We start from the raw sequence: 12,067 nt of genomic DNA on the forward strand, positions 1-12,067 counted from the left end.
CGCCCGGGTATTACTCTTTGACGTCCATGAACTCTTGCGCCCAGGCCACGTAGTTTTCCGGCAACGTGTAGGTGTGCGTCAATTCGGTGGCACTGAGGTTGGAGGTGCTGTGAGTCAACTGGCGCTGGGCGCGCAGGCTGTCGTAGGTGGCCTTGATCGCAGCAAAGTAGGCGCCGTGACCCGCCACGACCACGCGTACACCCAGGCTTGCCAGGCGTTGGCTGTCATTGAGCTTGGGATTGCCGTAAGTCACCAACATCAACGGCACGGTGAGGTTTTCGGCGATTTTCTCCAGGTGCTCGAAGTCGCTGACACCGACCATGCAGATCCCGTCCGCACCGGCCTTTTGATAGGCCAGGGTCCGCTCGATCACGGCTTCGGTGGGCAAGACGCCGGCGTTGGTGCGGGCGATGATCGCCAACTCCGGATCGACGCGTGCTTCCAGGGCTGCCCTGACTTTGCCGATGCCTTCCTCGATGGAGATCAGGTCGGTGGATTTGCGCCCGAATTGCGCGGGCAGCAATGTGTCTTCGATGGTGAGCGCGGCGACACCGGCACGTTCGAGTTCTTCGACGGTGCGCATGACGTTCAGGGCATTGCCGTAGCCGTGGTCGGCGTCAGCAATAAACGGCAACTGGGCGACGCGGCCGATGCGGGTGGCCTGTTCGACGAATTCACTCAGCGTGATCAAGGCAAAATCGGGGGCGGCAAGTACCTGCAACGAGGCGACGGAGCCACCCAGGATACCCACCTCAAAACCCAGGTCGGCGGCGATACGCGCCGACATCGGGTCGAATACAGACGCGGTTTCAACGCACGTAGGCGTTGCAAGCAATTCACGGAAATTACGACGCAGGGCTGAGTGTGACTTTCTTGGCATGATCTTTCCTGGTTGGGGCCATTGTCGACAAACGATCAATGCCTATTGGTAGGGATGTGAGATTACCATGTAGGAAAACGTAGGATTATGACGTTTGAGAATGGGCTATGCCTCTAGCACATAGGTTAGCCTGTGTTTTTTCCTGCCAGCAACTGCGCCGTTGCCGTCGACTTCAGGTTTTTGCGCTGCCAGAATGCTACCTTCTTCTTCAGGCCGACTTTGCCTACATGCCTAGCCCGGACATTATCAACGCCGAAGCCGTCGCCCTGCATGCCGGGGTTTCACGCTCTGCCGTCTCCCGTACCTTCACGCCGGGCGCCAGCGTGTCGCCACGCATGCGCGAACGGGTGATGAAGTCTGCCGAGGCGCTGGGTTACCAGGTCAACCTGATTGCCAGGACCATGAACAAGGGCAGCAGCAATTTTGTCGGCATCATCACCGCCGGGTTTGAAAACCCGTTCCTCGCGAGCCTGCTGGGGCCCTTGACTCACCATTTGAGCCTGCAAGGCTTGATGCCGCTGCTGATGAACGCCAATGACCCGGAACAACTCGAACGCTCGATGCAGGAGTTGCTGAGCTATCAAGTGGCCGGGGTGATCCTCACCTCGGCGGCAGCGTCGAGCGAGCAGGTGGAGCGCTACCTGAATCGGCAAGTGCCGTTGACCATGATCAATTGCGATGCGCACCTGCAGGGTGCCAACCTGGTGGTCAGCGACCATGTCGAAGGGGGCCGGTTGGCGGCGCGTGAATTGCTGCGCAGCGGCGCGACGCGCCTGGCCTTCGTCGGCCAGAGCGAGGGCAATTACAGCTCACGTCAACGCTTGCAGGGGTTTCGCCAGGTCGTCGCCGAGGCCGGCCTGGCGCCCTTGGCCGAACATTACGAGGCCGTCGGGGGTTACGCCGCAGGCGTGGACGCCGCGCTGGCCCTGTTTGCACAGCCGACGCGCCCCGACGGGATTTTTTGCGCCACCGATCTGCTGGCCCTGGGGGTGATGGATGCCCTGCGATTCAAGCTGGGCCTGCAGGTTGCCCGGGATGTGGCGGTGGTCGGTTTTGACGATATTCCCCAGGCGGGCCACGATGCCTACGCCCTGACCACCGTCCGCCAGGACCCCGAGGCCTTGGCCCGGCAGGCAGTGGCCGCCACGCTCAACGCGGCCGTGGAGCAGCCTTTCTTGGTGCCGGTGCAGTTGATTCAACGGCGCAGCACATTGGAATAAATAGTTTAAAAATGTGTTGAAACGAATATTTTTTTCGTGCCTTATAAAGCGGTTGAGTGTGAATGGCGGCAGGTCCGCCATTTTTTTGCACTCATGTTGCACACGTGTGCAAGACTCTGAAAATCACACATCCAACAAGGGGGTAGCCCATGCAAAGTAGCCAACAGCGCTGCACACCGCTGAGTCCTGAAGACCTGCAACAGCGTTATGCCTGTGCGCAGGAGCTGGCCATGCAAGCCGCGCGGCGCGCACTCGAGCCTTACCGGCAGCGCGACAGCCTGGTCGTCAGCCACAAGGGCGACCAGCTCCAGGACTTGGTCAGCATCGTCGACCAGGACACCGAGGCCTACATCAAGCAACGCTTGGCCGAGCGGTTTCCGCAGGATGGGTTCCTGGGGGAAGAGACAGGCGGCGCGACCCTGGATGCGCAGTGCATCTGGGTGGTCGATCCCATCGATGGCACCAGCTGTTTCGTCAACGGCCTGCACAGTTGGTGCGTGTCCATCGGCTTGATGGTCGACGGCGAACCATGGTTGGGCGCCGTGGCGGACGCGGTGCACGACGAGTTGTTCCATGCCTGCAACGGCCAAGGTGCCTGGCTCAATCAGCAGCGGCTGAGCGTGCACACGGCGCCCGACATTGCTCACGGCGTGATGGGCGTAGGCACCTCCCACCGGCGCGGCAAGCAACATTTCATTCCCTTTATCGCGCAGTTGCTGGAAGAGGGCGGTACCTTCATTCGCAATGGATCGGGCGCGCTGATGGTGGCCTACGTCGCCGCAGGCCGGCTGATCGGTTACTACGAAACCCACATCAACAGCTGGGACTGCCTCGCCGGGCTGGTACTGGTGAAGGAGGCGGGCGGCGTGAGCAATGACTTTCTGCGCAACCACGGCCTGACCGAGGGCAATCCGTTGCTGGTGGCCAACCCGCAGGTCTACGCCCAAGTCGCCTCGATGCTTGGGAATGCCCTGGACGCCTGATCGCAGCAGCACCTTTTAAAGCACGTACAGCACAATAAAAACAGGAACTGTCGGCTATGAAATCTCTATTGAGCTTGCTCAAGGCTGCACCAGCGCGCGCGCTGGAGCCCGAAATCGACCCCCAACTCTTCAGGCGCATCCGCCTGCAAACCTTGCTGTCGATGTCACTCAGTTATGCATTGTTTTATGTCTGCAGGTTGTCGTTCAACGTGGTCAAGCCCGCGCTGGTGTCCCAGGACATCCTCAGCCCCAGCGAATTGGGGATGATCGGCTCGGCGCTGTTCTTCACCTATGCCATCGGTAAATTGGTCAACGGCTTTCTCGCCGACCATGCCAATGTGCGCCGCTTCATGATGCTTGGCCTGGCCCTGAGTGCACTGGTGAACGCCTGCATGGGCTCGACCACCAACGCGGTGATCCTGACCCTGGCCTGGGGCATCAATGGCTGGGCGCAGTCGATGGGCGTCGGACCATGCGTGGTGTCCCTGGCGCGCTGGTATGGCGACCGCGAGCGCGGTACCTATTACGGCTTCTGGTCGATTGCGCACAACCTCGGCGAAGCGCTGACGTATGTCGCTGTCGCCGCGGTCGTGGTCACGTGGGGCTGGCAGTATGGCTACTGGCTGGCAACCGCCATGGGCTTGCTCGGCATCGTGCTGGTGTTTGCGTTCATGGCCGACTCGCCGGAAAGCGAAGGCTTTGCACCGGTCAATTCCAAGCCCGCACTGGAAATCAAAGGCACCGTCACCAGCGTTGCCGCGATTCAATGGTTATTGCTCAAGAGCCCGGCGCTCTGGCTGCTGGCACTCGCTTCGTGCCTGATGTATGTCGGTCGCTATGCGGTCAACTCCTGGGGTGTGTTCTTCCTGGAAAACGCCAAGCACTACGACACCCTGACCGCGTCCACGCTGATTTCCGTGGCGAGCATCTGCGGGATTGCCGGTACGGGCTTGAGCGGGCTGATCTCCGATCGCTTTTTCGCCGGCCGCCGCCATGGCCTGGCGGTTGTCTTCGGCGTCATGAACGCAGGGGGCCTGGCGTTGTTTCTGTATGGCCCGGCCGGGCATTACTGGATGGACGTGCTGTCGATGGTGATATTCGGCAGTTCGCTGGGGGCATTGCTGTGCTTCCTCGGCGGCCTGATGGCCGTTGATATCGCCGGCAAGGCGGCGGCTGGCGCGGCATTGGGCATGATCGGGATTGTCAGCTACATCGGCGCTGCAGCCGGCGAAATGCTGACCGGCGTCATCATTCAGCGCGGCACCACGCTGTCGGCCACCGGCATAAAACTCTACGACTTCAACACCCTCTCGCAACTGTGGGTCGGCGCGGCCATCGGCTCGGTGCTGCTGACCTGCCTGTTGTCCTGGGTGGCACGGCGTCCACGACGCCCCTCGTCACTGGCGGCGCTGCCTGCCAACACCTGACCTTTTCTGTGTAAACCGCCCCGGCGACGGTGGTCGGGGACGGGATCGCTGCGCTCAAAAAACAACGGGAAGCATAATAATGAGCCTCAATTTTCAGCGTGTGAAAAGCAACGTCGTGGTCATTGCACTGGGCTTCTCCGGCCTGGTGCAGGCCGATGGGTTTATCGAGGATGCGAAGGCCAACCTGGTGCTGCGCAACTTCTACATGAGCCGTGACTTTGTCGATAACGGCGCCTCCAAAGCCCTGCCGGGGTCTACCGGGCATGGCCAGGCCGCGGAGTGGACACAAAGTTTTATCCTCGATGCGAAGTCGGGTTTTACCTCGGGCACCGTCGGCTTTGGCCTGGATGCGCTGGGCATGTTGGCGATCAAGCTCGACGGCGGCCGGGGCACTTACGGCACGCAGTTGTTGCCGACCCACGACGGCAACCGGCCGGCTGATGACTTTGGCCGCTTGGCTGTCGCCGGCAAGGCGCGGTTTTCCAAGACCGAGCTGAAAATCGGCGAGTGGATGCCGGTCCTGCCGATACTGCGTGCCGACGATGGCCGTTCGCTGCCGCAGACCCTCGAAGGCGCGCAAATCACCTCGCGGGAAATCCCCAACGTGAACCTGTACGGCGGTCAATTTCGCGGCAACAGCCAGCGTAACGACGCCAGCATGCAGAAGCTGTCGCAGAACAGTGTCGGCACGGTGTTGCACGGCAGGAACAGCATCGAATCGGATGCGTTCAATTTCATCGGCGGCGACTATACGTTCAACCACGAACACACAGTGGTTGCGGCCTGGTACGGCCAACTCGAAGACGTCTACCAGCAGCAATACTTCCAGCTGCTGCACACCCAGCCGATCACCGAGAGCATCAGCCTCGGTGCCAATATTGGCTATTTCATCGGCACGCAAGATGGCGCCGCGTTGGCCGGCAGCGAGGACAACCGCACCCTGTCGGGCCTGTTTTCCCTGAAGACCGGCGGCCACACCTTCTACGTCGGTCTGCAACGTCTCACCGGTGAAACCGGCCTGCAGCGGGTCGCCGGCACCAGTGGGGCGACCCTGGCGAACGACAGCTATGGCTCCAGTTACGACCTGGCCAACGAGCGTTCCTGGCAGGTACGGCATGACTACAACTTCGCGGCCGTCGGGGTGCCGGGGCTGACGCTGATGAACAGGTTCATCAAGGGCAGCAATGTGCACGCCGGCGCCGTGAGTGATGGTCGCGAACGCGGGCGCGAAACCGAGGTGGGCTATACGCTGCAAAGCGGGCCGTTGCGCTCATTGAACCTGCGCTGGCGCAATGCGACGCAGCGTCGAAGCTTTGGTAACACCAACAGCTTCAACGAGAACCGCCTGATCGTTCAGTACCCGATCTCGATCCTGTAAGCACGCCAGTGCACAGCGGGCTGTGCACTGGCTCAACTCTCATACACCGGTTGTTCGACCTCTCGATGGTGCGTGGCGCCGATAAACAGGTACATCGCCGGCACCATGAACAGCGTCAACAGCGTGCCGATCGACAGCCCGGCAAAGATCACCAGCCCCATGTCATGCCGACCCGCAGCCCCGGCGCCGGAGGCCCAGACCAGCGGCACCACGCCCAGGACCATGGCCGCCGTGGTCATCAGGATCGGCCGCAGGCGCACGGCGGCCGCTTCTTCAATGGCCTCACGTTTGCTGTGGCCTGCGCGCTGCAGTTCGTTGGCGAACTGCACAATCAGAATCCCGTGCTTGGTGATCAGCCCCAATAGCGTCACCAGGCCCACCTGGGTGTACACATTGATCGAGGCGTAACCCATGGTGATAAACGCCAGGGCACCAAACAGTGCCGGTGGCACCGAGAACAGAATCACCACCGGGTCGCGGAAGCTTTCAAACTGGAAGGCCAGCGCCAGGTAGACGATCAGGATCGAGAACATCAGCAGCCCGACGAAGCCACCGGATTCCTGCATGAACTGCCGCGACTCGCCGGAAAAGTCGGAGGTATAGCCCGACGGCGCCACGTTGTTGAGGATCGTATTGAGTTTGGCCAGCAGCTCGCCCTGGGCCACGCCACTCACGCCGGAAAGCGTGGCCGAATTGAGTTGCTGGAAGTGGTTGATCGACTCCGGCTGCGTCGACGTCTCGATGTGCGCCACGGTGCGCGCGGGGATCATCGCACCGGCGGGCGTGCGAATGTAGTAATCGAGAATCTGCTCCGGGTTGAGGCGGTTGACCTGCAGCACCTGGGGAATGACTTTGTACGAGCGCCCGGCAGTGGAGAAGTAGTTGACGTAGTTGCCGCCCAGGGCCGCCGACAACGCCGCGCCGACATCGGCCTGGGTCATGCCCAATGCAGCGATTTTTTCCCGGTCGACCACCAGTCGCGCCTGGGGCTTGTCGAGTTTCAGGTCCATGTCGGAGAACCAGAACAGCTGCTGCTTCTGCGCCTCGGCCATCACCGCTTGCGCGACCTCATTGAGGTTTTCCACCGAATCAGTGGTGGTGATCACAAACTGTACCGGCAACCCTTGGGCCCCCGGCAGCGACGGCAACGGAAAGGCGGCGATGGTTGCGCCGGGCACCTGGTTCCACTTTTGCTGCAGGTCCAGAATCAGCTGGGCCTGGGAGCGGGTCCGATCGTCCCAGGTCTTGAGCAGCACGCCGCCCAGGCCTTGATTGAGCGCCGGCAGGCCGGTGAGCTGGAACATTTGCGCGTACTCGGACTCCTTGCTGGCGATCTGGAACGCCTGGTCGGCGATACGCTCCATCTGCTGCGGCGAGGCGGTCGGCGGGCCTTTGATCTGCATGAACACCAGGCCCTGGTCTTCGGTCGGCGACAGCTCGCTCTTGGCGGTCATGCCACTGGCGGCGACCAGCAGGAACAGCACAAAGCCAAACGTCACCAGCACCGGCCAGATGTCCAGCCCGCCGGACAGCACGCGGTGATAACGCCCGCGCAGCCAGTCAAAATACTGATCGAGGCGGCGCGCGAAGCGACCTTCCTCCTGGCCGGTCTTGAACAGCTTGGAGGTCATCATCGGCGACAGCGTCAACGCCACCACGGCCGACACGGTGACCGCGCCCGCCAGCGAAAAACAGAACTCCTTGAACAGCGCGCCCGTCAGGCCGCTGCGCAAGCCGATGGGCACGTACGCAGCAATCAGCACCACCGTCATCGCAATGATCGGCCCGCCCAGTTCGCGCGCCGCCACCAACGCGGCCTCCAGCACACCTTTGCCTTCTTCCTTGATATGTCGGTCGACGTTTTCCACCACAATGATTGCGTCGTCGACCACCAGCCCGATCGCCAACACCAGCGCGAGCAGGGTCAGCAGGTTGATCGAGTAACCGAGCAGGTACATGACGAAGAAGGTACCGACCAGCGACAGCGGGATCGCCACCAGGGGCACAATCACCGCCCGGAAAGAGCCGAGGAACAGGTAGATGACCACCGAGACAATGATCATCGCCTCCACCAGGGTCTTCACCACCTCGTAGATCGAGGTGTTGATGAACGCGGTGGAGTCATACACGATGTCGCCGCGCACGCCGGTGGGCAGTTGCGATTGCAGCTCGGGGAACGCCTGGCGCACGCTGTCGGCGACCGTGAGGATGTTCGCGGTGGGGGCCACCTTGATGCCGATGAACACCGAGCGCTTGCCGGAAAATGCCACGCTGCTGTCATAGCTCTCGGCGCCGAGGGTGACCGTCGCCACGTCCGCCAGGTACACCAGTGCATCGCCTTTCTGCTTGATCACCAGCTGTTTGAACTCATCCACTGTGTGCAGATCGGTGCCGGCGGTGAGGTCCACGGTCACGGTCTGCCCGCGCGTAGAGCCGACGGCCGACAGGTAGTTGTTGTTGGCCAGCGCCGTCGACACGTCCTGCGCGGTGACGTTATGCGCCGCCAGTTTGTCCGGGTCGAGCCAGGCGCGCAGGGCGAACTGGCGCCCGCCGAGGATTTCGGCGGTCTGCACGCCCTGGATCGAATCCAGCTTGGGCTTGACCACGCGCACCAGGTAGTCAGTGATGTTGTTGGTCGGCAGGGTGTCACTGTAGAAGCCCAGATACATCGCATCGGTGGTCTGCCCGACGGCGATGGTCAGCACCGGTTCCTGGGCCTGGGCCGGCAACTGGTTCTTGACCGAGTTGACCTGGGTGTTGATCTCGGTCAGCGCCTTGCTCGCGTCGTAGTTCAGCCGCAGCGTGGCGGTGATGGTCGAGATCCCGGTGATGCTTGAAGAGGCCAGGTAGTCGATGCCCTGGGCCTGGGCAATCGCCGACTCCAGCGGCTGGGTAATAAAGCCTGCGACCGTGGACGCGTCCGCCCCGTAATAGGAGGTAGTAATGGTCACCACGGTATTTTCGGTGCGCGGCCATTGATTGACCGGCAATTCGAAGATCGAGCGCAGCCCCAGGATCAGGATGAACAGCGACACGACCACGGCCCACACCGGTCGCTGGATAAAGGTATCGGTAAGCTTCATGGGACACCTTTAATGTTCTTGGGGAGTCGGGGCCGGGTCATTGAGCGGTGCCGCGCTGTTATCGACCTTCACCGGCGAGCCATTCTTGAGTTTCATCTGGCCGCTGGTGATCAACAGGTCGCCTTCCTTCACGCCGGACAGGATCGCTACCTGGTCGCCACGGGTCGGCCCGGTCTGGATAAAGGTCTGTTGCGCCGTCAGCACGTCCTCGCCCTTGTCGTTCTTGGCCGACGTCGCGATGAATACGGTGGTGCCGTAAGGGTTGTAGGTGACTGCGGTCTGCGGCACGGTGAGGTAGCGCTGCGGCGTCCCGGAGGTCACGACGGCGCGGGCGAACATGCCGGGCACCAGGCTTTGCCTGGGGTTCTCGACGGTCGCTTCGACGGTGACGTTGCGCGTGGTCGAGTCGAACTGGGTATCGATGGTGCTGACGCGCCCGGTGAAGGTCTGGTTGGACAGGCCGTCGGCGGTCACTGCGACGGGTTGGCCGATGGCGATGGCTTCGAGCTGGGTTTGCGGCACGGTGAAGTCGATGTAGATCGGGTCGAACGTCTGCAGCGTGGCGATTTTGTCGCCGGGGTTGAGGTATTGCCCCGGGTTGACGCTGGTAATGCCGATCCGCCCGGCAAACGGCGCGCGAATGGTTTTCTTCGCCACCAGTGCGCGCTGTTGTTCCGCTGCCGCTTGCTTGGCCTTCAGGTCGGCGGTGTCGGTGTCGACCTGGGCCTGGGACACGGCGTTGACCGCCAGTTGGGCTTTGTCGCGCTTGAGTACGATCACCGCCAGATCGGCCGTGGCCTCAAGCGAATGCAGTTGGGCGATGTCGGAATCGGCATTCAGTTGCACCAACAGGGCCTGGGCCGGCACCTCTTGGCCAGGTTTGAAACCGAGGGTGCGCACGATACCGCCGACCTCGGTGGTCACATCCACCCCGCGAACCGCCTTCATTGACCCCACGGCCGAGACGCTGGGTTGCCACTCGCTGAACGGCACGTGCATGGCCGTCACTACTGCGGCGGGCAACGGCGCCTTGGACTGGGCGATCAGTGCCGAAATCTGCACGAATTTCACCCCGGCAATGATCGCCACGATCACCAGCACCACCGCGACCATGATCAGCATCGGCCGCCATAACCGGCGCTTGCGTGGGCTGCCCGGTGCGCTGGGCGCGGGAGGCAGGGGAGAGGCAGTCTGGACGTCAGCCATGGAGAATCTCACTGTTTCAATGATTCAGTTCAGTCGAACCGCGCCGAGTCGCTGGGCGCAGGCTTTTTCGTGGCCGGCATGATTTCCTGCCACGACGGCAGGCCGAAGCGATCCGGACGGCCCTTTGTCGCGGGGTCCACATCCGTGCGGTTCCACCAGCCGCCACCCAGTGCCTGGAACAGCGCCGTGGTGTCGCTGTAGCGCGCAGCCTGTGCCCTGACACGTGCCAAAGCAGTGTTCTGGTAGGTTTGCTGGGCGTTGAGCAGGTTGATGTACGCCACGGCGCCGAGACGGAACTGGGTTTGCACCAGATCCAGGCTGGCTTGCGCGGAGCGTTCCGCCACGACCTGCTGGTTGAGTGCGTCAGCGTCGGCTTCCAGCGCCCGGAGCGCGTTGGCCACGTCCTGGAACGCGGTCAGCACGGTACCGCGATAGCGCGCCGCCGATTCGTCATAGGCCGCCACGGCCGCGCGTTTGCGGTGTTCGAGCGCGCCGGCATCAAACAGCGGCTGAGTGATCGCGCCGGCCAGGCTCCACACGCCGGAGCCGGACGAAAACAGCTTGGTGCCGCCCGCCACCGTGGAGCCCAATGACCCGGTGATGCTGAACTGCGGCAGTTGGTTGGCCACGGCCACACCAATGTCAGCGCTGGCCTGGTGCAATTGCGCCTGTGCAGAGCGCACATCCGGCCGCTGCGCGACCATGTCGGAAGGCAGGCTGACCGGCAGTGCCTGCGGCAGTTGCAGGGAGGCCAGGTTGAAACGCTCACCCTGATCCTGATTGGGGAAGCGGCCGAGGTAGGCCATCAGCTGGTTGCGCGTCTGCGCCAATTGCTTCTGCAACGGCGGCAAGGTCGCGCGCGACTGTGCCAGCGCGGTCTGTTGCGTGAGCACGTCGGCATCACTGATGGCGCCCAGGCGCCGCTGGGCTTGCAGCAAGTCGAGCTGGCCGCCCTGCAGGCGGATGATTTCCTCGGTGACGGCGATCTGGTCTCGCACCGACGCCAGGCTGATCGCGGTATTGACCACATTGGCGGTCAAGGTCAGATACGTCGCCTCCAGCTGGAAGCGCTGGTACTCGGCCTGCGCCGAGGTGGCTTCGATTTGCCGGCGCGTACCGCCAAACACATCGGGCGCATAGGACACGCTCAACGAGGCCGAACTGACGGTGAGAATCGGCGACTCCGGCAGCCCCGAAGTGACGCCGGAGACTTTCTCGCGGGCTTTTTGCACGTTGCCACTGACCGAGGGAAACAGAGACGCCTGGTCGGCATACACCAACTCGTTGGCCTGGCGCAGCGCGGCTTGCGCGGCGCTCACGTCCGGGTTGGCGCGCAAGGCCTCTTCAACCAGGGCATTGAGGGCTGGCGAACGGAAGAGCGCCCACCATTGACCGGGAATATCCATCCCGGCGATCAACCGCTGCGCCGCGCCCCCGGTGTCGATATCGGCCTGGGCAGTGGTGCTGAGCTTTTCGCGAGAGTAGTCGGCATTCGCCGGCGCATCGGGGCGCACGAAATCCGGCCCGACCGTACAGCCGGCGAGGGCGAGGCATAGCAGGCTCAAGGGCGCCAGAAGGTGTGCAACGTGTTGCGGTCTGGATACACGCTGCCGCGGGTGCTCTTTCATAGTTACTCTATTAATCAGTTGGTTAACTGCTTTTTTTGTCGAGCACTGCGTGCAGGTGCAACGGACCGGCCGGGTAACAAGGGCGCGGCGTCGCCGGATTCAGATGAGTGTAGGTGGTGCCGGGAACTGCGCAATGTGAGTGCATGGGGTCGCACAGGCACGGCAGGCGCATTAAATGCGCTTTCGGCATTGTTAATGAATTAGGTTATGCATTGTGGTTATTTTACACGGCGGGGCGAGTCGCTCACTGTATGCGCCCTTA

General features: G+C 62.3%; 8 protein-coding genes. 4 read left to right on the forward strand and 4 right to left on the reverse strand.

The genetic code is table 11. From position 1 onward, the window contains the following. Positions 1-10: 10 nt before the first annotated feature. Positions 11-880 (reverse strand): isocitrate lyase/PEP mutase family protein, encoded by an 870-nt coding sequence (locus BBG20_RS16590; RefSeq protein ID WP_065905235.1) that lies wholly within the window; start codon positions 878-880, stop codon positions 11-13. A gap of 227 nt (positions 881-1,107) precedes the next feature. Here BBG20_RS16590 and BBG20_RS16595 point away from each other — a divergent pair, with 227 nt between their 5' ends. The 4 genes from BBG20_RS16595 to BBG20_RS16610 all read left to right on the forward strand — a co-directional run bounded on the left by BBG20_RS16595 (position 1,108) and on the right by BBG20_RS16610 (position 5,888). Next, positions 1,108-2,100 carry a LacI family DNA-binding transcriptional regulator gene (locus BBG20_RS16595; RefSeq protein ID WP_065905237.1) on the forward strand — a complete coding sequence of 331 codons (993 nt, stop codon included), beginning with the start codon at positions 1,108-1,110 and terminating at the stop codon, positions 2,098-2,100. Between the two features lie 149 nt (positions 2,101-2,249). Beyond that, positions 2,250-3,083, forward strand: a complete 834-nt coding sequence (locus BBG20_RS16600; protein ID WP_065905239.1) for an inositol monophosphatase family protein — start codon at positions 2,250-2,252, stop codon at positions 3,081-3,083. A 56-nt stretch (positions 3,084-3,139) separates the two neighbouring features. Continuing rightward, positions 3,140-4,510: an MFS transporter gene (locus BBG20_RS16605; RefSeq protein ID WP_065905241.1), complete on the forward strand. Its 1,371-nt coding sequence runs from the start codon at positions 3,140-3,142 to the stop codon at positions 4,508-4,510. Positions 4,511-4,589: 79 nt separating this feature from the next. Next, positions 4,590-5,888: an OprD family porin gene (locus tag BBG20_RS16610; protein WP_065905243.1), complete on the forward strand. Its 1,299-nt coding sequence runs from the start codon at positions 4,590-4,592 to the stop codon at positions 5,886-5,888. A 32-nt stretch (positions 5,889-5,920) separates the two neighbouring features. On the opposite strand, the gene BBG20_RS16615 is transcribed toward BBG20_RS16610, so the two are convergent. The 3 genes from BBG20_RS16615 to BBG20_RS16625 form a co-directional block, all read right to left on the reverse strand. After that, positions 5,921-8,971, reverse strand: a complete 3,051-nt coding sequence (locus BBG20_RS16615) for an efflux RND transporter permease subunit (protein WP_065905245.1) — start codon at positions 8,969-8,971, stop codon at positions 5,921-5,923. 9 nt (positions 8,972-8,980) lie between these two features. Next, positions 8,981-10,093: an efflux RND transporter periplasmic adaptor subunit gene (locus BBG20_RS16620; protein WP_177343949.1), complete on the reverse strand. Its 1,113-nt coding sequence runs from the start codon at positions 10,091-10,093 to the stop codon at positions 8,981-8,983. A 113-nt stretch (positions 10,094-10,206) separates the two neighbouring features. Next, positions 10,207-11,742, reverse strand: coding sequence for an efflux transporter outer membrane subunit (locus BBG20_RS16625; RefSeq protein WP_107339019.1), 1,536 nt, complete (start codon positions 11,740-11,742; stop codon positions 10,207-10,209). Positions 11,743-12,067 lie beyond the last annotated feature (325 nt).

It is taken from the genome of Pseudomonas aylmerensis (assembly GCF_001702265.1).
Classification (GTDB): domain Bacteria; phylum Pseudomonadota; class Gammaproteobacteria; order Pseudomonadales; family Pseudomonadaceae; genus Aquipseudomonas; species Aquipseudomonas aylmerensis.

Excerpts from the sequence above, each read along its gene's own strand:
- BBG20_RS16595 (WP_065905237.1), top strand. The coding sequence starts at position 1,108 with ATGCCTAGCCCGGACATTATCAACGCCGAAGCCGTCGCCCTGCATGCC.
- BBG20_RS16590 (WP_065905235.1), bottom strand. The coding sequence starts at position 880 with ATGCCAAGAAAGTCACACTCAGCCCTGCGTCGTAATTTCCGTGAATTG.
- BBG20_RS16600 (WP_065905239.1), top strand. The coding sequence starts at position 2,250 with ATGCAAAGTAGCCAACAGCGCTGCACACCGCTGAGTCCTGAAGACCTG.
- BBG20_RS16610 (WP_065905243.1), top strand. The coding sequence starts at position 4,590 with ATGAGCCTCAATTTTCAGCGTGTGAAAAGCAACGTCGTGGTCATTGCA.
- BBG20_RS16620 (WP_177343949.1), bottom strand. The coding sequence starts at position 10,093 with ATGCTGATCATGGTCGCGGTGGTGCTGGTGATCGTGGCGATCATTGCC.
- BBG20_RS16615 (WP_065905245.1), bottom strand. The coding sequence starts at position 8,971 with ATGAAGCTTACCGATACCTTTATCCAGCGACCGGTGTGGGCCGTGGTC.
- BBG20_RS16605 (WP_065905241.1), top strand. The coding sequence starts at position 3,140 with ATGAAATCTCTATTGAGCTTGCTCAAGGCTGCACCAGCGCGCGCGCTG.